Here is a 21,095-nt window from a genome sequence, read left to right on the forward strand (position 1 = left end):
TCATGACGGCCCGCGACACTGCCACGCTCGATTTCTATGCCGCCGAGGCCCAGGCCTATGCAGGGCGCTCCCGCGAAGCCGAGCATGCCCGCATCGCCGCCTTCGCCGCGGCGCTGCCGCCCGGCGCCCGCGTGCTGGAACTGGGCTGCGGCGGCGGCCACGACAGCGTCGTCCTCCTCGATCACGGCCTCGACCTCGTCGCCACCGACGGCTCGCCGGAACTGGCCGAGCAGGCGAGCCGGCGTCTCGGGCGGCGCGTCGAGGTGCTGCTCTTCGAGAACATCGACGCGATCGAGGCCTTCGACGGTGTCTGGGCCAATGCCTGCCTGCTGCACGTGCCCCGCACGGCGCTGCCCGGCATCCTCGCCTCCATTCACAGGGCGCTGAAGCCCGGCGGACTCTTCTACGCCAGCTACAAGGCGGGCACGGCCGACGGGCGCGACCGCTTCGGCCGCTACTTCAACTATCCCTCGCCGGACTGGCTGCGGTCCGCCTACGGGCCCGCAGGCTGGCAGAGCCTCGTCATCGTCGAGGAGACCGGCGGCGGCTATGACGGCGAGCCGACAGCCTGGCTTCATGCCACGGCGATCAAGCGACCGTGAACGCTGCCCGCTTGACCCGCGGCGTCGCGAACCCACTTTCTGCGGCATGAATCGCCGCAAGCTCCTCACCCTCCTCGGTCTCCCCGCGCTGCTCGGCACCGGCAGCGCGGCCTGGGCCTCGATCTCGCGTTCGCGCAACCCGTATTACCAGGGCCCCGTGACCGAGAACTTCAACGGCGTCGTCTTCACCGACGGCCGCCCGGTAACCAAGGGACTGGCCGACGTCCTGAAATGGCAGACCTCGAAGCGGGATCGCGAGGCCTTTCCCGAGACCTTCCCCGCCCCGTCGCAGGACAAGCCGCCGGCCCGTGTCGAGGGTGTCCGGATCGTCCATCTCGGCCATGCTTCGTTTCTGTATCAGGTCGCAGGGCTGAACCTGCTGATCGACCCGGTCTATTCGCTGCGTGCCAGCCCGCTCTCCTTCATGGGTCCGCGCCGCGTCAACGAGCCCGGCGTCGCCTTCGACGACCTGCCTCGCATCGACGCGGTGCTGATCACGCACAACCATTACGACCATCTCGACATCGAGACCCTGGCGCGGCTGCATGAGCGGCACGCGCCGCGCATGATCATGCCGCTCGGCAACGACACCATCGTCAAGGCCCGCATCCCCGATGCGAAGGCCGAGGCGCATGACTGGTCGACCCGCCTGACGCTGTCGGACGGCGTCGCGGTCACCCTGGTGCCGAGCTATCACTGGTCGGCGCGGGGCGCCTTCGACCGCCGCATGGCGTTGTGGTGCTCCTTCGTCGTCGAGACGACGGGCACCCGGATCTTCCACATCGGCGACACCGGCTTCCATGACGGCTCGCTCTATGAGCGGCTGGGGGCGGAATACGGCCCCTTCCGTCTCGCCGTCCTGCCGATCGGCGCCTATGAGCCGCGCTGGTTCATGCGCGACAACCACATGAACCCGGAGGAAGCGGTCAAGGTCATGCTGTCCCTCAGGGCCGAGCAGGCGCTCGGGCACCATTGGGGCACCTTCCAGCTCACCGACGAGGGCATCGAGCGCCCGCCGGCCGCGCTGGCGGCGGCTCTGACGGCCGCGGGCCTCGAAGAGGAGCGCTTCCGCGCGATGCGGCCGGGGCTGAGTTGGCAGGCCTGAGCTGTAGCGCCTGATCAGCGCGGCTGGACGTAGACGTTGATCTCGAGATTGGGGTCGGCCGGATCTGTGAGATCGCCGACATACTCTTCGAGGAAGGCGTCCTTCACGTTGATGGCCTTGGCCTCGAGATAGGCGGTGATCGTCTCGTAGGTCGAATCGATGTCGTCATAGGGCGCGACGTGGACGAAGCGCAGGGACGGCCCGCCGGGCGTCAGCCCCGGCCGGACGCCGTTGCCGAAGGTGGAACTGCGATCCCCGGCAGGCCCCGGCCCGACCGGCAGCATCGCCTCGTAGCGGAAGCCGTTGTCGTCGGTTTCGAGGAACAGCGTCAGCGGACGTCCCGCCACCGGCAGGCGGGCCTCTTCGGCCTCCTGGCGCAGCACCCGGAAGCTCTCGTTCAGACGCTTGAAGCCTTCGTCCCAGCTCGCGGAGCCAGAGAGCATCAGCACCGGCTTGGCCACCAGCAGCACCTCGTCGACATCGCTCTGGTCACCGCGCTTGCCCGCGAGTGTCGCGTTGGGATCGATCGTCCCGGTCTGCTGCTGCGGCGTCGGCGGCTGCATCGGCTGGACAGGTCCCGGGGCAGGCAAGGTCGGAGGCGGCTGGACGGGCTGCGGCTCCAGCGGAACCTGCGGTGTCGGCGCCGGCTGGACCGGCTCGGGCGTAATCGGCAACTGCGGAGCCGGCGCGGGCTGCACGGGCTGGGGGCCGGGCACGGCGTCGGGCACGGCGGCAGGGGGCGTCGGGGTCAGCGGCGCGGGCTGAGCCTGGACAGGAACAGGCGCTCCGGGCGGTGGCGCCAAAGGGGCCGACTCGACCGCCGTGGGCGGCGCGACACGCGTCTGCGCTCCGGCCAATCCCGCGCCCGCCAAAACGGCGACGAGCGCCGCAACAGCAACCCGATAATGCGGCATTGTCACTGTCCTACCCATGGAACCGATTCGCGCCCTTGCGGCGCAGCATGAAGCATCACTTACGCCATGAAACGACCCGGAGGGTGGCTTTTTCACGTCGCCTCCGTCATAGATCCGCACTTCAAGGGATGTATGACACGATGAACGCCCTCGCCCATCGCCGGTTCCTGAAGATGAACGGCCTCGGCAACGAGATCACCGTTCTCGACCTGCGCCGCACGAAGCTCCGCGTCACCGAAAGTGATGCCCGCGCCATCGCGGCCGAGCCGCGCGCGCATTTCGACCAGCTCATGGTCCTCCATGACGCGCTGACACCCGGCACCGACGCCTTCGTGCGGATCTACAATACCGACGGCTCCGAAGCCGGCGCCTGCGGCAACGGCACGCGCTGCGTCGCCTGGGCGATGCTGGCCGATCCCATGATGGGCGATGCCGCGAAGACCGCGCTGACGCTGCAGACCAAAGCCGGCCTGCTGCCGGCCAAGCGCGACAGCGACCTCGTCTTCACCGTCGACATGGGCGCGCCGAAGCTCGGCTGGGAGGACATCCCGCTGGCCGAGCCCTTCCACGACACCGCGCATTTCGAGCTCCAGATCGGCCCGATCGACGATCCGATCCTGCACACGCCCTGCGCCGTCAACATGGGCAATCCGCACGCCGTCTTCTTCGTCGACGATCCCTACCGCTTCAATCTCGCGCAGATCGGCCCGCTGCTCGAAAACCACCCGATCTTCCCCGACCGCGCCAATATCGAGCTCGCCGCCGTCGTCGCGCCCGACCATATCGTGCTGCGCGTCTGGGAGCGCGGCGCCGGCATCACCCGCGCCTGCGGCTCGGGCGCCTGCGCGGCCCTCGTCGCGGCGGTGCGCCGCGAGCTCAGCGCCCGCAAGGCGGTCGTCAGCTTGCCCGGCGGCGACCTCACCATCGAATGGCGCGAGAGCGACGGCCATGTCCTGATGACCGGCCCCGTCGAATTCGAATGGGAGGGCACGCTCGCCCCCGAACTGTTCGAGACCGCCGCCTGATGACCCTCGAGGTCGTCACCTTCGGCTGCCGCCTCAACATCGTCGAGGGCGAGGCGATCCGGCGCCAGGCGGAAGCCGCGGGCCTCACCGATCTCGCCATCGTCAACTCCTGCGCCGTGACGTCAGAGGCCACCCGGCAGGCCCGCCAGGCGATCCGGAGGCTCCATCGCGACAGGCCCGACCGCCCCGTCGTCGTCACCGGCTGCGCCGCCCAGATCGAGCCGGCCCGCTTCGCGCAGATGCCGGAGACGGCCCGCGTGATCGGCAACGCCGAGAAGATGCAGGCTGCGACCTGGACCGCGCTCGCCCGCTCGAACAGCCTCATGGCCGCACCCGGCGCCGACGCGGCCGACAAGATCGCGGTCGGCGACATCATGGCGCAGACCATGCTGGGCGGTATCGACAGCGGGCGCGGCGCACGCCAGACGCGCGGCTTCGTCCAGGTCCAGAACGGCTGCGACCACCGCTGCACCTTCTGTGTCATCCCCTTCGGTAGGGGCAATTCGCGCTCGCTGGCCGTCGAGACCGTCGTCGCGCAATGCCGGGCGCTGACGGAAGCGGGAGCCCGCGAGGTCGTGCTGACGGGCGTCGATCTGACGAGCTATGGCCGCGATCTGCACAACGCGCCGACGCTGGGCGCGCTCGTGCGCGCCATCCTGCGCGGTATCCCCGAACTGCCGCGCCTGCGCCTGTCCTCGATCGACGCCGTCGAGGTCGACGATGATCTGCGCGACGCCATCGCGACCGAGCAGCGGCTGATGCCGCATCTGCATCTCTCGCTGCAGGCCGGTGACGATCTCATCCTGAAGCGCATGAAGCGCCGCCACGGTCGCGACGATGCGATCCGCTTCTGCGCGGAGATGCGGTCCTTACGCCCCGACATCGCCTTCGGCGCCGATCTGATCGCCGGCTTCCCCACCGAAGACGAGGCGATGTTTGCCCGCTCGCTCGACCTGATCGGCGCCTGCGGGCTGAGCTATGTCCACGTCTTCCCCTATTCGGCACGCCCCGGCACGCCGGCCGCCCGGATGCCGCAGCTTCCTGGCGAGATCGTCTCGGAGCGCGCCGCGCGGCTGCGCCGGGCTGCGGCGACGGCCCATGCGGCCCATCTCGTCGCCCGCTTCGGCCGGCCGCTCCAAGTCCTGACCGAGCGCGGCAACAGCGGCCGCGCCGCGGATTTCACGCTGGTGCGCTTCGGCCGCGAGGTCGCGGCCGGCGAGTTGCTGACGGTAACCGCAGACGCCGCCGACGGGCGCGCGCTCATCGCCGCGTGAGGCCTCACGCCGCCAGCGCGACGCCCTCGACCCGCTGCACCTGATTGTTGCAGTAGCCGCGCGGATTCCACGCAATCTCCAGCGGCTGGACGTGGCCCTCGACATCGCGTGCCTGCGCCAGCACGGCGAGCGGGCCGGCGCGGGCGATGGCGAAGGCGGCCCTGAAACGCTGCCACGCATAGCGCCCCTCGCAGTCATCGAGCGCAGCTTCGCGCCAGTTCTCGCCGCCATCGCAGGAGACGCGCACGCCCGCCAGCGCAATCGCCCCGCTCCAGGCAAAACCCGAAACCTCGAGCATCGCGCCGACGGGAACCGTGAACCCCGCCAGCGGCGCGCTGATCAGGGACTTCACCGGCATGTCGGTGATCACCGCAAACCGGCTTTCGTCGAGCGGCTCGCCCGGCGCGACCGGCGCCGTCGGCAGGCGATAATTCGTGCCGCGCATCTTCTCGCCGTCATGCTCGCTGGCGCGCAGTTCGATCCGGTCGAGCCATTTCTGCCAGGCCGAGCCGGGAAAGCCCGGCGCGACGATCCGCAGCGGGCCGCCATGCAGGATGGGCAGCGGCGCGTCGTTCATCGCGAAGGCGATCAGCGTTTCAGGGCTCAGCGCCTTGGCGATCGGCAGCCCGCGCGACAGCGCCGGCCGCGACGGGTCGGAGATCAGCCGGTCGGGCGCGTACTGCCCGGTATAGACCGCTGTTTCCCGCACACCGGCATCAGCGAGCACATCGCGCAGCCGCACACCGGTCCAGCGCGCGCAGCCCACGGCGCCCAGCCGCCAGGGCAGCCCATCGGTCGCGGGCGAAAACTGCGAGCGGCCGTTGCCGGCGCATTCCAGCACGGCGGTGAGCGTCACCGTCTCGAAGCGCACGCGCAGCGCGGCGATGGTCCAGACCGCGGGCCGCTCAACCTCGCCATCGATCGTCAGCGTCCAGTCCGCCCCGTCCGCGATCGCGGGCACGGTGCCGTTGTTGCGGATGAAGAAGGTGTCGACCGGGGTGATCGGATCAACCAGCAGATCGAGGCCGGGCTCGGCGTTCAGCGCCGCATCGTCATGGATATGCAGCCCCGGCTTGAGCTGGCGCAGCAGCGCTTCGTCGATCAGGGGATGCGGCAAGCGGCAAATCTCCAGGGGCGCCGGGTTGCGTCGGGGCACCCGGGCGCGATGGAGGCGAGATTAGCCCAGCCCCGCCGCGAAGGCGATGGCCAGCGGCCTTCAGCCCTTGCCGGCGACCTCCTCGCGCAGTGCCCGGCGCAGCACCTTGCCGACATTGGTCTTCGGCAGGCTGTCGCGGAAGAAGATCTGCTTGGGCACCTTGTAGCCGGTCAGGCTCTCCTTGCAGAAGGCGCGCAGTTCGTCGGCCGTCAGCGCGTCGTCCTTGCGCACGACGAAGGCGGTGACAGCCTCGCCCGAATGCTCGTCGGGCAGGCCGACGACGGCCGATTCCAGCACGCCGGGATGCATCGCGATCACGTCCTCGACCTCGTTGGGATAGACGTTGAAGCCGGACACCAGGACCATGTCCTTCATCCGGTCGACGATGCGGACCTGTCCGTCGGCTTCCATCACGCCGATATCGCCGCTGCGGAAATAGCCGTCCTGCGACATCACCTTGGCAGTCTCATCGGGGCGGTTCCAGTAGCCGACCATGACCTGAGGGCCGCGGATGCAGACCTCGCCGGCCTCGCCGAGCGGCAGGTCATGCCCCTCCGCGTCGCGAATGGCGATTTCGGTCGAGGGCAGCGGGAAGCCGACGGTGCCGGTAAATTCGGCGATATCGGTCCGGTTGATCGAGGCGACCGGCGAGGTCTCCGACAGGCCGTAGCCCTCGATGATCGGCCGGCCGGTGACGAGCTTCCAGTGCTTGGCGACGGCGGCCTGCGTCGCCATGCCGCCCGAGACCGCGAAGCGCAGCTCGCTGAAATTCACCTTGGCGAATTCGGGATGGTTGCCGAGCGCGTTGTAAAGCGTGTTGACGCCCGAGATCAGCGTGAAGCGGCTCGCCTTCAGCGTCTTGACGAAGCCGGCGATGTCGCGCGGATTGGCGATCAGCAGCCCCTTGGCGCCGATGCGCAGCATGAACAGGCAGCAGCAGGTCAGCGCGAAGATGTGGTAGAGCGGCAGCGCCGTGACCATCACATGCTGGTAGTCGCTGCGCCCCAGCGGCGGCTCGAGCGCCCAGCCGAGCCACAGGCCGCACTGCTCGACATTGGAGGCGACGTTGCGGTGCGACAGCGTCGCGCCCTTGGCGACCCCGGTCGTGCCGCCGGTGTATTGCAGGAAGGCGATGTCGTCCGGCGTCACCGTCACCGGCGTCATCGCATCCGACCCGGCGAGGATCGTGGCGAGCGGCACGAAGCCCGGCAGGTCGAAGGGCTTGACCACCTTCTTGATCCGCCGGGCGACGAAATTGACGATATGCCCCTTGAAACCCATCAGATCGCCGGCGGTGGCGACGACGACGCTGTCGAGCTTGAGGTTCGGTTTCGCCTCCTCGACGACATGGGCGAAGTTCTCGATCACCACCAGCACGCGCGCGCCGGAATCGTTGATCTGATGGGTCAGCTCGCGCGCCGTGTAGAGCGGGTTGACGTTGACCACCGTGTAGCCGCCCAGCAGCGCCCCGAAGATCGTCGCCGGATAGGCCAGGATATTGGGCATCATCAGGGCGATGCGGTCGCCCTTGCGGAAGCCCTTCGCCTGCAACCAGGCGGCGAAAGCCCGCGCGGCGCGCCCCGTTTCGGCGAAGCTGATCGCCTTGCCGAAGCTCTCGAAGGCCGGCCGCGTCGCATAGGTCTCGCAGGCGCGGCCGATCAGATCGGCCAGCGTGCCGGGATCGCCGATCTGCGGCGGTACGGCGGCAGGATAATGGGCCAGCCAAGGCTGTGAGACAGACGTCTCCTGCGTGGCGCTGCGCGCGTTCATGCTCATCCTCCCCGTCGCCCGGATTTCACCTGCCGAAGCAGGCTGCCGGTGCCTTTTTTCAAGCGCCTACAGTGCTGAACCGCGAAGGCGGACGCAAGCGCCGGGCAATCTTTATCGGCTTAATAGTTCATATGTAAACCACCTTGTCGCCTGCGTCCCGCCCGTTGCGGGCGAGCGAGCGGTGGGGTCATGCCAAGAGCCCCGCCTTGCGGCGGGGCTCCGGGGACGTTTCTGCGCAAAACCGTCAGGCGATGCGGCCTCGATGGCGAGGCTCAGGGGCGCGGCGCCACCGTGGTGCCGCCCGCCGGGTTGCGCTGGATCGTGCTGTCGGCGCCACTCGGGGCGACGGTGCCGCCCGGCGAGGCCGGGGGATTGGTGTTGGCGCCCAGAGCGCCGCCACCGGCCGGGTTCGGCTTGACCGCCGGCGCCGTCGGCGCCAGCCCGCCGGGCTGGTTCGGCCCCGGGGTCGGAACGCCGGAGACGCCGCTGCCGGCAGGATTGGGCGTCACCGTCTGAGCAAAACCGGTGGCGGGAACAAAAGCGAGCGCGGCAACGAGAGCGAGTTTCTTGATCATCTGGATTCTCCAAAGTGAATTGAACTGTCGCAGGACCAACAGATGGCGGCGCAGATCAGTTCCCGATCTGGAGATCACGATAATTTCAACGCTGCCGACCTTGCGCTGATCTGTGGCGCACCCGCAGGCCGGACCCGAGGGCTTCGCCCGCGCATGACGGGCAGCCGACTTCTCCGCCCGCGCTCGCGCACAGGCGTTGATCAATGAGGGGCAGCGGAGCGCCGCGAGGCGCGTTGGGTAGCCAGCCGCATCCGTTGAGCCAGGACGCGGCGCGGGCAGATTGAGCCACTGCCCGCACGCCCCGTGGCGCTCCGCTTGTCGGCGATTTCGGACTCCGGGCCGCGCTTATCGGGTCGAAAGCCAGCCGCCGCCGCGAGCCCTTTCGACGCCAGTGCCCCTCATCGGGTTGTCGCGTCTACTGAGGCATGGGACGCAGGCGTGATGCCGACGACCGGTCCAGCGAGCTCCTCGCACAGGGGCCGTAGTACCCCCAGGGCGGTGCCCCGAAGCCTCCCGGGACCGGGGTGCAAACCCGGCCGCAGGCGCCGCGCTCATCCCCACCATGGCTGTGCCTTCCGGATGGCTGCCCCCTCGGGGATGAGGTGGGACGATTATGGGCGAGAAAGAAGCGGCGGGGATAAACAACCGCGACGCCTCTTGCCTTCTCCCGGATGGGAGAAGGTGGCGCGGAGCGCCGGATGAGGGCCTGCCGTTGCAGCGAGGGGGCGCCACGGCTCCGTCTCGTTTCAACAATCAGCGGCGGGCCCTCACCCCTGCCCCTCTCCCATCCGGGAGAGGGGTTCCCCGCGCTTGATCAGGCGAGGGCGCCACCAGGGCAAGGATGGCGGGAATGCTCGCGGGCGCAACGCCTCTCCCTTGTTTCACCGGGAGATGGATGGCTGGCTTGACCTTCCCATCACCCATAGACGCAGCGAAACCCGATATACACCGCCGTGAAACCGGCCTCTTTCCATTGCGGGGCATCGCTGCGGGTCTGGGCGGGGCCGTACCACCACGAGCCGCCCGCGGTGAGGGCCTCGGTGCCGCGCCGGTCGGCGAGCCATTCCCAGAGATTGCCGCCCATGTCGTGAAGGCCGTTGACGCCGCGCCGCGTCGCCCCCGTGGGAGCATGCCGCTCCCAGACGTCGCCGCTGGCGGGGTCGGTGCCCGCGAGGTTCATGCCCTCGGGCTTGTCGCCGACAGCGAAGGGGTAGGTCCGGCCGGGCACAAAGCCGTCCGTCGGCGCCGGGCGGCGCTCGGTGAAGGCGGCCTCGCGCCATTCCGCCAGCGTCGGCAGGCGCCCGCCTTGTGCCGCGCAGTAATCGCGCGCCTCGAACCAGGTCAGATGTGCGGCCGGGTCTGTCGGCTGCGCCGGGCTGCCCGAGGGGCTACGATAGCTCCAGCCCGGCCTTCGCTGCCAGCCGCCGACATATTCATGCCCGCCGCCCTCGCGCTCGGCCGCCGTCTGCACGCCGCGGGCGGCGGCATGGCGCGCGAAGGCTTCAACCGTGACCTCGGTGGCGTCTATCGCAAAGCCGCCGATCGCGACCGCACCTTCAGGCGGCGCAGCCTGCGCCGCTCCCGCCAGGGCCAGCCCCATCAGCCCCGCCCATCGCCAGTGCCGTGTCATCCCTCGCCCCCTCCTGTTGCGCGGAGGATGATGCAAGCGGGCCCCAGCCCCGCAAGCCGCGCATCGCCGCACCCACGCGGATGTGAAGGAGGCCTTGCCCTGACGCCATTCCGGACGGTGTGCTCAGCGGTTGCGCCGCTCGCCGCGCAGCGTCGCCAGCCCGATCCCGACCGCGTCGAAGCCGCCATCCACCGCCAGCGTCTGGCCGGTGATGTAGCTCGCCTTGTCGCTGCACAGGAAGAAGATCGCGGACGCCAGCTCCTCCTCCAGCCCGTAGCGGGCGAGCGGAATCGCGTCGCGGTAATCGGCGCGAATCTCGGGCGAGTGGACGGCCGCCGCCATCGCGGTTTCGACGGGGCCGGGCGCGACCGCATTCACCCGGATGCCGAGCGAGGCGAGTTCCGCCGCCTGCTGCTTGGTGAGATGGCCCAGCGCCGCCTTGGACGTGCCGTAGGCCACGCGCAGCGTCGAGGCGCGCAGGCCCGAGATCGAGGTGATGTTGACGATCGCGCCGCCGCCGGCGTCGGCCATGAGGGGCGCGGCGAGCTGCGTCGCGAGGAAGGGGCCGGTCAGGTTGACCGCCAGCACCCGGTTCCACTCCTCCAGCGTCGTCTCCAGCAGCGGCTTGAACACCGCCGTGCCGGCATTGTTGACCAGCGCATCGAGCCGCCCGAAGCGCGCCATCAGCGCCGTATAGGCTCCCTCCAGCGCGGAAGGGTCGGAGACGTCGCAGGGCAGCGCCAGCGTGGCCTCGGGCGCGCTGATCGCGGCGATCGCCTCGGCCAGCGTCTGCGCTTCGATGTCAAGCATGGCGACCCGCCAGCCCTCCTCCAGAAAGCGCCGGGCGGTGGCAAGCCCGATGCCGCGCGCGGCGCCGGTGACGAGGGCGACCTTGATGGAGTCCTGAGGCATGATGCGGTTTCGACCCTGTGGCTGTCTTTATGGTTGGCGCCAGCCTATGCACACCGGCACGGGGGCCGCCAAGCCGGGCAAAGCCCGCGCCCACAGCGCAACCGGGGCGACGGCTTTGCCCCCCGCTCGACAAGCGCGGCCATCTCCTGTATGGCCCGCGCACTCAACTGAAAACAGCGTGCCGAACGCCCGCGCAACCAAGCGCGACAACGGCAATTGGAGAGACCCGTGAACATCATCGAACAGCTCGACAAGGAGCAGGTTGCCAAGCTCAGCGAAGGCCGCGAGATCCCGCACTTCCAGCCCGGCGACACCGTCCAGGTCAATGTGAAGGTCAAGGAAGGCGAGCGCAGCCGCGTTCAGGCCTATGAAGGCGTCTGCATCGCCCGCAACGGCGGCGGCCTCAACCAGAGCTTCACCGTCCGCAAGATCAGCTATGGCGAGGGCGTCGAGCGGGTGTTCCCGCTGTATTCGCCGAACCTCGATTCCATCAAGGTCATCCGCAAGGGCAAGGTCCGCCGCGCCAAGCTGTATTACCTGCGCGATCGTCGCGGCAAGTCGGCCCGCATCGCCGAGCGCGTCGAGGCCCGCCCCGCCAAGGGCGCCAAGGCCGACGCCAAGTAAGAATTTCGCCCCAGGCGAGAGACGATCAGACGCGGTCCTTCGGGGCCGCGTTTTTTTCTGCGCCGACCCCATGCGCGCCCTGCATCCCGCGCGCTTCCCTCCGCCGCCGGCTTCGTTGCCGCCGCAGTCTGGAACTGTTAGAACCGCGTCATGACGAAGCGCCCCGCGATCGAGCATGGCCGGCTTTGCGTGGTTCGCCGCGAGGTGAACCTGCGCCGCATGCCCACGACGCAAGGCTTCGCGGCGCTGCACGACCATGCCCGCCTGCCCTGGCGCTTCTTCGGCCGCTTCACCGCCTCGATCGCCGCAGGCCTTAGCCGCGCCTGAGACCCGCGCGGACGCGCGGGCGACAGGCTGCGAGACGGCGCGACGCGCGCCCCGACGCTCTCCGAAGATTCCGATCCGACTTCAAGACCATAAGGCTCGACGCCATGACCGCGACCTCCGCCCCGCGCACGCTCTACGACAAGATCTTCGACGACCACATCGTCGACCGGCAGGAGGACGGCACCTGCCTGCTCTATATCGACCGCCACCTCGTCCATGAGGTCACCAGCCCGCAGGCCTTCGAGGGGCTGCGCATGACCGGCCGCAAGGTCCGCTCGCCCGAGAAGACGCTGGCCGTCGTCGACCACAACATCCCCACCACCGATCGCTCCAAGGGCATCGCGGAGGAAGAAAGCCGCATCCAGGTCGAGGCGCTCGCCAGGAACGCCAAGGAGTTCGGCGTCGAGTATTTCAACGAGCTCGATATCCGCCAGGGCATCGTCCACATCGTCGGCCCCGAGCAGGGCTTCACCCTGCCCGGCACCACCATCGTCTGCGGCGACAGCCACACCTCGACGCATGGCGCCTTCGGGGCGCTCGCACACGGCATCGGCACCTCGGAGGTCGAGCATGTGCTGGCGACCCAGACGCTGATCCAGAAGAAGGCCAAGAACATGCTCGTCCAGGTGGACGGCACCCTGACCAAGGGCGTCACCGCCAAGGACATCACGCTCGCCATCATCGGCGAGATCGGCACGGCCGGCGGCACCGGCTCGGTCATCGAATATGCCGGCGACGCGATCCGCGCGCTCTCGATGGAGGGCCGCATGACGCTGTGCAACATGTCGATCGAGGGCGGCGCGCGCGCCGGCATGGTCGCCCCCGACGAGAAGGCCTATGCCTATCTCAAGGGTCGCCCCAAGGCGCCGCAGGGCGCCGCCTGGGACGAGGCCATCAGCTACTGGGAAACCCTCTACACCGACGAGGGCGCCCATTTCGATCGCATCGTCAGGCTCGACGCCAACAACCTGCCGCCGATCGTCTCCTGGGGCACGAGCCCCGAGGACGTCATCTCGGTCGCCGGCAGCGTGCCCGATCCGGCGCTGATCGAGGACGAGACCAAGCGCTCCTCCAAGCAGCGCGCGCTCGACTATATGGGCCTGACCGCCGGCACGAAGATGACCGAGATCCCGCTCGACGTGATCTGGATCGGCTCCTGCACCAATGGCCGCATCGAGGATCTGCGCGCGGTCGCCAAGATCGTCGAGGGCAAAAAGATCGCCGGCTCGCTCGACTATGCCATGATCGTCCCGGGTTCGGGCCTGGTGAAGCAGCAGGCCGAGGCCGAGGGGCTGGACAAGATCTTCCTCGCCGCCGGCTTCGAATGGCGCGAGCCGGGCTGCTCGATGTGCCTGGGCATGAACCCCGACCAGCTCAAGCCGGGCCAGCGCGCGGCCTCGACCTCGAACCGCAATTTCGAGGGCCGGCAGGGCTTCAAGGGCCGCACCCATCTCGTCTCGCCGCAGATGGCGGCGGCCGCCGCGCTGGTGGGGCGGTTCGTCGATGTGAGGCAGTTGGGCTGAGACAATGGCTGCGATCATCGCATCGACGTTGTCGATATGCTGGTTTCTGGCGCTCGCGCTTTACATCGCGGGCGCCACAACCGGATGGACTGCTATTGATCGCATCCTTCAACTTGAACCAAATAACTTCGGCGATTTTCTATCAGGCGCATTTGCGCCCGTAGCGTTCGCTTGGCTCGCCTATTCCGTTGTGATGCAAAGCTCAGAACTTGCACTTCAACGCGAGGAAATAAAAGAAACGAGAGAAGTCCTAAAAGCACAAGAACAAGCACAACGCGAATCAGCAAAAAGAACTTCTGAATTATCAGATCTTTCAAAGAAGCAACTTGACTTAAATATAACTATTAACTCTGAAAAGTTGATAGACAATTCTGTAAAGTCGATAGTATCAATCACATACGCGTTTAATGAGATGTATATCAGGACGGTCAAGAATGGCTCTAAAACAATTTGGAACATCTCACGAGAGACATTTACACAAGACGATGCAATCGTGATAGAACTGCTGCGACAAGGAATCGATGATTTTATCGAATCTGTAAACAGAGAGAAATTCGAGTTTTGGGTAGATTCTGAGAACAAAAACAATAAAAATTTGAACAATATACTAGTTTACAAGCAAATTCTGGATTTGTGCGATCATATAATTATTCTATTTACAGGCAATAAGTCGGGAATAAAATCAGGAAATAGACTTTTCGAAAATATATCAACAATTCAAAAGCAGCTCAGAAATATTATGGAGATGAAAGTCGAAATTCTTTAAATGGAGCTGTTGATGAGCGCTACGGAAACAAATCTCATTGAAGCACGCGTGCAGAAGGCGCGCTGCACGGACGACCGGCTCATCGTCGATCTGACGGACGGTCGCGAATTGTCCGTGCCCATTCGCTGGTATCCCCGGCTCCTCAACGCGACGCCCGCCCAGCGCGCGGATTGGCAGCTCGCCGGGGCCGGTTACGGCATCCATTGGCCCCAGATCGACGAGGACCTCAGCGTGAAGGGCCTGCTGATGGGATGGGCCGCGCCCGGCGTGGTGAAATGAGCAAGGACCCCCGCGAAGCCGCCCGCGCCGCCGAGGCGCAAGCCGCGCTCGACCGCGTCAAGCGCGACAGCGAGAGCCTGCTCGGCTCGTCGATGGGCCGCGCCGCCGATCATTTCAGCGGCGGCGACGCGCCTGAAGGAGACAAGATCGAGCTCTGGGGCCGGCGCATCGGGCGTTCGCTCTCGCTCGTCGGCGTCGTCGTGCTCGCCTGGTGGCTCGGCCATCAGCTGAAGGTCTGGTGATGGGCAGCGTTCCCGCCATTATCGCCGCCACCGCAAGCCCGGCCGAGATCGACTGGGACGGCGCCCGCGCGCCCTCGATCGAGGCCTTCGAACTGCTGGCGCAGGCCGCCTTCGACCGGCTGCCCGACGAGTTCCGCGCGCTCTGCAGCGACGTGATCTTCACCGTCACCGAGTTTCCCGAGGACGATGTCTGCAAGGAGCTCGAGGCGGAGAGCCCCTTCGACATCCTCGGCCTCTTCACCGGCATCGGCCTGCCGCAGCAGGGCTACGCCCCGCAGACCGGCCAGATGCCCAACACGATCCATCTCTATCGCCGCCCGATCCTCGACTACTGGGCCGAGCATGACGAGAGCCTGGGCCACATCGTCACCCATGTGCTGGTCCACGAGATCGGCCACCATTTCGGCTTCTCGGACGAGGATCTCGAAGCCATCGAACGCGCCGCGGAATGACCGGCGACACCCATAAAGCAGCAAGGACCGACCGCTCATGCAGCCCTTCACCACCCTGACCTCGACGCCCGCGCCGCTGAAGGTGATCAATGTCGACACCGACATGATCATCCCCAAGCAGTATCTGAAGACGATCAAGCGCACGGGCCTGGGCACCGCGCTGTTCTCGGAGATGCGCTACAAGGAGGACGGCTCGGAGAACCCCGATTTCGTGCTGAACCAGCCGGCCTATCGCAAGTCGGAGATCCTCGTCGCCGGCGACAATTTCGGCTGCGGCTCCTCGCGCGAGCACGCCCCCTGGGCGCTGCTCGACTTCGGCATCCGCTGCGTGATCTCCACGAGCTTCGCCGACATCTTCTACAATAATTGCTTCAAGAACGGCATCCTGCCGATCGTGGTCAGCCCCGAGGACCTCGAGAAGCTGTTCGACGACGCCGATCGCGGCTCCAACGCGACGCTGACGGTCGATCTCGAAAAGCAGCAGATCACCGGCCCCGATGGCGGCACGGTCAGCTTCGACATCGACCCCTTCCGCAAGCACTGCCTGATGAACGGCCTCGACGATATCGGCCTGACCATGGAGAAGGCGCCGAAGATCGAGGCCTTCGAGGAGAAGCTGAAGGCGCGCGCCTGGGCTTGAGTGGGGGTACCTGCGCCGACAATCAGCAGCCCTCATCCTTCGAGACGCCGCTACGCGGCTCCTCAGGATGAGGGCTGTGGTTGCGCGAGCCCTCTACCCCACCAGCCCCGCCATCGGCCCAATCCCGCCGCTGCCGGGAAACACCTTTTCCGCCAGCACCGGCCCGGAAATCCCGAACAGATCGGCGACGACCCCCTTCGCCACGGCGCGGATGTCGGCGGTGGGCTTCAGGTCGCGCTGCTCGTGGAGCTGCTCCGGCTTCAGCCCTGGCCAGTCGACGATCATCCGCCCGCCCTTGACGGCGCCGCCGACGAGGAAGGCGACCGTGCCGGTGCCGTGATCGGTGCCGACCGTGCCGTTAACCCGGGCGGTGCGGCCGAACTCGGTGACGACCATCACCACCGTGTCCTTCCAGACCGGCTTCAGGCCCTGCTCGAAGGTCGCCAGCGCGCCGTCGAGCCCGCCCAGCAGCTGCGCGAGACGGCCCTTGGCCCCACCCTCATTGGCATGCGTATCCCAGCCCTCGAAGGCGAGCGCGGCGATGCGCGGTCCGTCATCGGCGCCGACCAGCGCCGCCGCGCCCTCGGCTATGCGCTTCATGCCGTCTGCGCTGTCGGGCCCGCCGCCGCCCTTCGCCTCGCCGCTCATGCCCTGGCGCCTGGCAATCTCTTCCGTCAGCTTCGCTTGCGCGAGTGCGCGGGCCAGCCCCGGATCACGCTGCCCGTAGAGATCCTCCAGCCGCTGGATCAGATCGGAGCCGGCGCGGGCCATGCGCGGCGGCGCCCAGCCCAGCACCGGCGCCTCGCCGCGCACCACCAGCGGCGGCACCACGCCGACGCCGAGCACACCCTTGCGCGAGATGCCCTCCCCCGCCGGCAGATGGGCGATCAGCCGGTTCAGCCAGCCGCTCTCGGTCTTGCCGGGGCCGGCCTGGCCACTCTCCAGCACGTCCTGCCCGTCGAAATGCGAGCGCTCGCGATAGCCGGTAGCGGCCGCATGGACGACCGAGGCCTGCCCGGCGGCGTAAAGCCGGGCGAGGTTGGGCATAGCGGGGTGCAGATAGAAGAAGCCGTCGAGCGGCAGCGCCGCATCAGGCCCGTCCTGCGTCAGCGCGATGCCCTCGCGCAGGCCCGCATAATCGGGGTCGCCCAGCGGCGGCACGGCCGAGAGCCCGTCGAGTGCCCCGCGCAGCACCACCAGCAGGAAGCGCGGATCGCGGCTGCCCGCCGCCGCATAGGCGAATTTCGGCACGAAGGACCAGGCGAAGAGCGCCCCGGCCGCGCCCAGCACGGCGCGGCGCGACGGCGTCATCCGTTCGCAATCATCGTCGTCATCAACCATCGGACTCACCTCCGCTGGAATTCGGGCGACAGCAGCATGAGCGCCAGCGCCTGCGGCTTGCTGTCGGCACGCGCCACCGCCTGCCACGTTTCGGCCGAGAGCAGCGGCCCCAGGATGGCCTCGGTCAGCGCGCGGGGATCGGGCACGCTGGCCGCCGCCTGGCGCCCCCAGCCAGCCGCGACGTCGATGCGGGTCTTGATTCCCTCGGGCGAGGCCCAGGCATCGTTGCCATCGGGATAGCCATTGGGACCGGCAGGCTGCCAGAAGGGCTGACCCATCGCGTTGAGCGGGCCGACGATCGCGCCGAACTCGGCCTTGCGCCCAAGCGCGCGGAAGGCCGCCAGCAGGAACTCCTGCGGCGAGCGGATCTTGGTCGGCTCGGCCCCCCAGGCCGCATCCGACTCGATCAGCGCTCGCGAGACCGCGGCGAGATCGCCCTCGGTCTTCCGGAACACCGCCGAGAGGTCGCGCACCAGCGCCGGCGGCGGATCGTCGGCAACGAAATGCCGGACGAGCTTGATCGCGATGAAATCCGCCGTGGCCGGATGGCGGGCGAGATCGGTCAGCGCCGCCAGCCCTTTCTCCTTGCCCGGCTGGCCATAGGGCTTGCCGAGCAGCACCTGTGCGCCCGGCTCATGCAGCCCGGCATTGAAGGCAAACGAGCCGGGAAAGCCGAGCACCGCCTCGCGCCCGACCACCGTCCAGCCCGTGATGATCCGCGCGAGATTGGTGACGTCGACCTGGGCATAGCCGCCGGAGACCCCGAGCGTATGCAGCTCCAGGATCTCGCGGGCGAGGTTCTCGTTCAGCCCGCGCCCGCGCCGCTTGCCGGCCGGCGAGGACGGGCCGATCGAGAGCCGGTTGTCGAGGAACTCCAGCATCGCCGGGTGGCTCTCGGCCGCGACCAGCATGTCCTCGAAGCGGCCGAAGACATGCGGGCGGATCGCCTCGCGCTCATAGGCGCCGGCCATGATCCGCGTCATGTTGCTCTTGGTGGCGCCAATGCAGAAATGGTTCGACCAGAACTGGACGAGCCGTTCCCCGAAACCGGTCTCGGCCTCGAGCGCGAGCCGCACCCGCGCCGAAACCTCGTCGCGATAGGTCCGGTAGGGCAACGCCGGCTCACTGGCGGGCTTCGGCTGCGCCATCGGGTTCTGGCCGGCCGGATTCTGACCGTTTGGCGCGGCAGGCGGAGCCGCCGCGACCGGCTGGCCGGCGGCGGGACGCGCCTCGCGCGCCGCCCGCTCGGCATCCTCGAAGGCGTAGAGCGCCGCACCGATCTCGGCCGTGCCGGAATAGGGCATACCCGTCGGCTGCGGCAGCGTGCGCCGCGCGATCTCGGCGAGCAGGCGTTCGCGCGCCGGGCCGCGAATCTCAGGGGTTTGACCGAGGCCAAAGCCCAGCCCGAACCGCTGCAACCCCACGCTGTCGCTGCGCAAAACACTCGGGCTCGCCATGCGTCGCCTCCGGCCGGGTCTCTCTGGCGACGAAGACTAGACCCTCAATCATGGCGAAAAGCGGAAGACCGCCGGGACAATGCGAGGCTTTGTCGGAGAGACGGCGTGTAGTAGCCCGAAACACGACGATATGCTCAAAAAAAGAGCCGCCGCCCTGTTCGGGGCGGCGGCGTTGTCACGACAGGTAAAAGCGTGCGTCTTCACATGGCCGGCAGGACCGCGACGTCGCGAACCGCGCCACTCAGCCCGGCGATCTTGCCGACCATCGTCGCCTTGCCGGTGGCGAGATCGACCTTGTGCAGGGCGCCGTCGGCGACCAGCCAGCCCGTATTGCTGCCATCCGCAGCCGTCTCGATGTCGAAGGCGATCGCCTTCGGCGTCGCGCCGAGCTTGCCGATGGCGCCGAGCACGCCGTCATTCGGCGGCGCCTGCTTCAGCAGCGCGCCGATCTTGCCGTCGATGTCGTAAAGCGCGGTCTCCTTAGTGCCCTTGACCGAGTTCGAATAGGCGCCGGCGACGACCATCGGCGTCTCGCCCTTGTGCATGTCGGTCTCGGCGAATTTCAGCTTGCCGTCGACGATGGTCTTGCCGTCCTCGACATTGACGCGGAGATTGGTGCCGTCGGATCCGATCACGCGCAGCCGGTCGGCGGCCGGGTTGAAGTCGACGGTTGCCATCGCGCCCGCCGCCAGCACCGTGTCCATCTTCGACTTCATCGTCGCCTTTCCGGCGGCGTCCACGGTGTAGATCGCGCCGTCCGTGGACAGCGCATAGAGCAGGCCGTCGGCGGGGCGGACATCGATGCCAGCGATCTTGCCGGCGATGCCGGTGACCTTCATCGACTTGCCGGCCTTCTGCGTGGCGGTGTCGATCAGGGTCAGGGTGTCGTCGCCGGTGAGCGCGGCAAGCGTCGCGGCCTGGGCGGAGAGCGAGGCGGAAAGCGACGCCCCGAGAAGGGTCGAGGCGGTCAGCGCGAGGCGCAGGGTTCTGGTCATGTCAGGGTCCTCCGGGTTCGGGTGCGGTACCGCTTGGGAACCGCGGCACTCGCAGCGGCTATCGCGGCCGGCGACCGGCGGATGCAGGCTGAAAAATAAACTGAAGCCTTGCATCCCGAGGGGAACCGTCGGCGTATCCTCCCGTTGGGAGCCGGGTGCCGTGCTGCGATTGCCCGGGTTCTGGAGACGGTGGGGGACTTCGCGTTGACGCAGAAGGCGGCAGAAATCGAGGCGGCGCTGCTGGCTTGCGCCGCAGGCGATAAATCCGCGCTCCGGCGCATCTACGATGCCGAGTCGCCGCGTATGGTCGGTGTCGCCCAGCGTCTGCTGAAGCGTCGCGCCTTGGCCGAGGAGGCTGTGCAGGATGCCTTCGTCCTGATCTGGCGGCATGCCGCGCGCTTCGATCCGCAGCGCGGCGCCGGCCTGACCTGGATCTACGCCATCCTGCGCAACCGCTCGCTCTCGATCCTGCGCGACGAGAAGCGGACGGAAACGAGCGATGCCCCGCTCGGCGAGGAAGCGGCCAGCGAAGAGGACGACCCCGAGACCGTGATGTCGAAACTGTCCGATGCCAAGGCACTGCATGCCTGCCTGGAGACGCTGCCGCCGCAGCGGCGCGGCCTCGTGCTGCTCGCCTTCGTCCAGGGCCTGACCCATGGCGAAATCGCCGGCAAGCTCGGCCTGCCGATCGGCAGCGTGAAATCCTGGATCAGGCGCTCGCTGATTGCGCTGAAGGAATGCCTCGGATGAGCCCCTCCCCCGAAACCGCCCCGGACCGCGATGCGCTCGCCGGCGAATATGTGCTGGGCCTCGTCGAGGGCACCGATCGCGAGCGGCTCGAACAGCGCATCGCGCGCGAGCCGGCCCTGGCCGCGAGCGTCGAGAGTTGGCGCGGACACCTCGCGGCCATCGACGCCACGGCCCGGCCGATCCCGCCCTCGCCCGGTCTCTGGGCCCGCATCGAGGCCGAGATCGCAGCCATCCTGCCCGCCGCCGAGCGCGGCCGCGCCAAGGCGGTGAAGGCCGGCGGCACGCTCTCGGACTGGTGGAACAGCCTGTTCGTCTGGCGCGGCGCGGCCTTCGCCGGGGCGCTCGCCGCCCTCGTGCTCGCCATCGGCCTCAACGGCGCGCTCGACCGGGCCAAGCGCCAGCCCCTGATGGTCGCCGTCCTGCTGACGGACGCCAATGTCGCAGCGGCCGTCGTCAACACCTATCCCGACGGGCGCGTCGAGATGGTGCCGCTGCAGAACATCGCGGTGCCCGCGGGGATGGCGCTGGAGATCTGGACGCTCTGGGACCGGGCGGTCGGCCCGCGCTCGGTCGGCCTGATCGACCGCGCCCGCACCACGCCGCTGCGCCTCGACCAGCTGCCGCTCGGGACCAACCAGCTCTTCGAGATCACGATCGAACCCGCGACCGGCTCGCCGACCGGGAGGCCGACCGGGCCGATCGTGGCGAAGGGGACGACATCGCAGGCGTTGTGAGG

General features: G+C 68.1%; 23 protein-coding genes. 14 read left to right on the plus strand and 9 right to left on the minus strand.

The genetic code is table 11. From position 1 onward, the window contains the following. The first annotated feature begins 2 nt into the window (after positions 1–2). Both Q8S38_RS00960 and Q8S38_RS00965 read left to right on the plus strand, forming a co-directional pair. Complete coding sequence (locus Q8S38_RS00960; RefSeq protein WP_305678542.1) at positions 3–602, plus strand: class I SAM-dependent methyltransferase; 600 nt, start codon at positions 3–5, stop codon at positions 600–602. Positions 603–648: 46 nt separating this feature from the next. Further along, positions 649–1,707 carry an MBL fold metallo-hydrolase gene (locus Q8S38_RS00965; RefSeq protein WP_305678543.1) on the plus strand — a complete coding sequence of 353 codons (1,059 nt, stop codon included), beginning with the start codon at positions 649–651 and terminating at the stop codon, positions 1,705–1,707. Positions 1,708–1,721: 14 nt separating this feature from the next. Here the strand turns inward: Q8S38_RS00965 and Q8S38_RS00970 are convergent, their stop codons facing one another. Next, positions 1,722–2,621 carry a GyrI-like domain-containing protein gene (locus tag Q8S38_RS00970; RefSeq protein WP_305678544.1) on the minus strand — a complete coding sequence of 300 codons (900 nt, stop codon included), beginning with the start codon at positions 2,619–2,621 and terminating at the stop codon, positions 1,722–1,724. Positions 2,622–2,761: 140 nt separating this feature from the next. Here Q8S38_RS00970 and dapF point away from each other — a divergent pair, with 140 nt between their 5' ends. Next, positions 2,762–3,646, plus strand: a complete 885-nt coding sequence (dapF, locus tag Q8S38_RS00975; protein ID WP_305678545.1) for a diaminopimelate epimerase — start codon at positions 2,762–2,764, stop codon at positions 3,644–3,646. Then, positions 3,646–4,920, plus strand: coding sequence for a tRNA (N(6)-L-threonylcarbamoyladenosine(37)-C(2))-methylthiotransferase MtaB (gene mtaB / locus Q8S38_RS00980; RefSeq protein WP_305678546.1), 1,275 nt, complete (start codon positions 3,646–3,648; stop codon positions 4,918–4,920). The genes dapF and mtaB overlap by 1 nt, the downstream gene beginning before the upstream one ends. A gap of 4 nt (positions 4,921–4,924) precedes the next feature. On the opposite strand, the gene Q8S38_RS00985 is transcribed toward mtaB, so the two are convergent. The 5 genes from Q8S38_RS00985 to Q8S38_RS01005 form a co-directional block, all read right to left on the minus strand. Continuing rightward, positions 4,925–6,037 carry a sulfite oxidase gene (locus Q8S38_RS00985; RefSeq protein WP_305678547.1) on the minus strand — a complete coding sequence of 371 codons (1,113 nt, stop codon included), beginning with the start codon at positions 6,035–6,037 and terminating at the stop codon, positions 4,925–4,927. Positions 6,038–6,136: 99 nt separating this feature from the next. Beyond that, positions 6,137–7,846 (minus strand): AMP-binding protein, encoded by a 1,710-nt coding sequence (locus Q8S38_RS00990; protein ID WP_305678548.1) that lies wholly within the window; start codon positions 7,844–7,846, stop codon positions 6,137–6,139. Between the two features lie 272 nt (positions 7,847–8,118). Further along, the gene (locus Q8S38_RS00995; protein WP_305678549.1) at positions 8,119–8,421 is read right to left on the minus strand and encodes a hypothetical protein; all 303 of its coding nucleotides are present in this window, start codon (positions 8,419–8,421) and stop codon (positions 8,119–8,121) included. A gap of 916 nt (positions 8,422–9,337) precedes the next feature. Beyond that, the gene (locus tag Q8S38_RS01000; protein WP_305678550.1) at positions 9,338–10,051 is read right to left on the minus strand and encodes a formylglycine-generating enzyme family protein; all 714 of its coding nucleotides are present in this window, start codon (positions 10,049–10,051) and stop codon (positions 9,338–9,340) included. 123 nt (positions 10,052–10,174) lie between these two features. Beyond that, positions 10,175–10,963 (minus strand): SDR family NAD(P)-dependent oxidoreductase, encoded by a 789-nt coding sequence (locus Q8S38_RS01005; protein ID WP_305678551.1) that lies wholly within the window; start codon positions 10,961–10,963, stop codon positions 10,175–10,177. Between the two features lie 228 nt (positions 10,964–11,191). Here Q8S38_RS01005 and rplS point away from each other — a divergent pair, with 228 nt between their 5' ends. From rplS to leuD, 8 genes are all read left to right on the plus strand, one after another. Next, a complete protein-coding gene (gene rplS, locus Q8S38_RS01010; protein WP_305678552.1) occupies positions 11,192–11,587 on the plus strand; it encodes a 50S ribosomal protein L19 in 396 nt (131 codons plus the stop codon). Between the two features lie 150 nt (positions 11,588–11,737). Then, positions 11,738–11,914: a hypothetical protein gene (locus Q8S38_RS01015; RefSeq protein WP_305678553.1), complete on the plus strand. Its 177-nt coding sequence runs from the start codon at positions 11,738–11,740 to the stop codon at positions 11,912–11,914. Positions 11,915–12,018: 104 nt separating this feature from the next. Further along, the gene (gene leuC / locus Q8S38_RS01020; RefSeq protein WP_305678554.1) at positions 12,019–13,437 is read left to right on the plus strand and encodes a 3-isopropylmalate dehydratase large subunit; all 1,419 of its coding nucleotides are present in this window, start codon (positions 12,019–12,021) and stop codon (positions 13,435–13,437) included. Between the two features lie 4 nt (positions 13,438–13,441). After that, on the plus strand, positions 13,442–14,203 hold the full coding sequence (locus Q8S38_RS01025) for a hypothetical protein (RefSeq protein WP_305678555.1): 762 nt from the start codon (positions 13,442–13,444) through the stop codon (positions 14,201–14,203). After that, positions 14,204–14,482, plus strand: coding sequence for a DUF2442 domain-containing protein (locus Q8S38_RS01030; protein WP_305678556.1), 279 nt, complete (start codon positions 14,204–14,206; stop codon positions 14,480–14,482). Further along, the gene (locus Q8S38_RS01035; RefSeq protein ID WP_305678557.1) at positions 14,479–14,724 is read left to right on the plus strand and encodes a hypothetical protein; all 246 of its coding nucleotides are present in this window, start codon (positions 14,479–14,481) and stop codon (positions 14,722–14,724) included. Before Q8S38_RS01030 ends, Q8S38_RS01035 begins: the two co-directional genes overlap by 4 nt. Beyond that, complete coding sequence (locus Q8S38_RS01040; RefSeq protein ID WP_305678558.1) at positions 14,724–15,176, plus strand: metallopeptidase family protein; 453 nt, start codon at positions 14,724–14,726, stop codon at positions 15,174–15,176. Before Q8S38_RS01035 ends, Q8S38_RS01040 begins: the two co-directional genes overlap by 1 nt. A gap of 37 nt (positions 15,177–15,213) precedes the next feature. Then, complete coding sequence (leuD, locus tag Q8S38_RS01045; protein ID WP_192644608.1) at positions 15,214–15,816, plus strand: 3-isopropylmalate dehydratase small subunit; 603 nt, start codon at positions 15,214–15,216, stop codon at positions 15,814–15,816. Positions 15,817–15,909: 93 nt separating this feature from the next. On the opposite strand, the gene Q8S38_RS01050 is transcribed toward leuD, so the two are convergent. The 3 genes from Q8S38_RS01050 to Q8S38_RS01060 all read right to left on the minus strand — a co-directional run bounded on the left by Q8S38_RS01050 (position 15,910) and on the right by Q8S38_RS01060 (position 19,609). Continuing rightward, positions 15,910–17,157 (minus strand): DUF1501 domain-containing protein, encoded by a 1,248-nt coding sequence (locus Q8S38_RS01050; RefSeq protein ID WP_305678559.1) that lies wholly within the window; start codon positions 17,155–17,157, stop codon positions 15,910–15,912. A 5-nt stretch (positions 17,158–17,162) separates the two neighbouring features. Beyond that, a complete protein-coding gene (locus tag Q8S38_RS01055; RefSeq protein ID WP_305678560.1) occupies positions 17,163–18,614 on the minus strand; it encodes a DUF1800 domain-containing protein in 1,452 nt (483 codons plus the stop codon). Between the two features lie 200 nt (positions 18,615–18,814). Then, positions 18,815–19,609, minus strand: a complete 795-nt coding sequence (locus tag Q8S38_RS01060; RefSeq protein ID WP_305678561.1) for a DUF4394 domain-containing protein — start codon at positions 19,607–19,609, stop codon at positions 18,815–18,817. Between the two features lie 204 nt (positions 19,610–19,813). Between Q8S38_RS01060 and Q8S38_RS01065 the strand changes: the two genes are divergently transcribed. Next, complete coding sequence (locus tag Q8S38_RS01065; protein WP_305678562.1) at positions 19,814–20,359, plus strand: sigma-70 family RNA polymerase sigma factor; 546 nt, start codon at positions 19,814–19,816, stop codon at positions 20,357–20,359. Further along, the gene (locus tag Q8S38_RS01070; protein WP_305678563.1) at positions 20,356–21,093 is read left to right on the plus strand and encodes an anti-sigma factor; all 738 of its coding nucleotides are present in this window, start codon (positions 20,356–20,358) and stop codon (positions 21,091–21,093) included. The genes Q8S38_RS01065 and Q8S38_RS01070 overlap by 4 nt, the downstream gene beginning before the upstream one ends. The last annotated feature ends 2 nt before the right edge of the window (positions 21,094–21,095 follow it).

The organism is Allobosea sp. (assembly GCF_030695125.1).
Classification (GTDB): domain Bacteria; phylum Pseudomonadota; class Alphaproteobacteria; order Rhizobiales; family Beijerinckiaceae; genus Allobosea.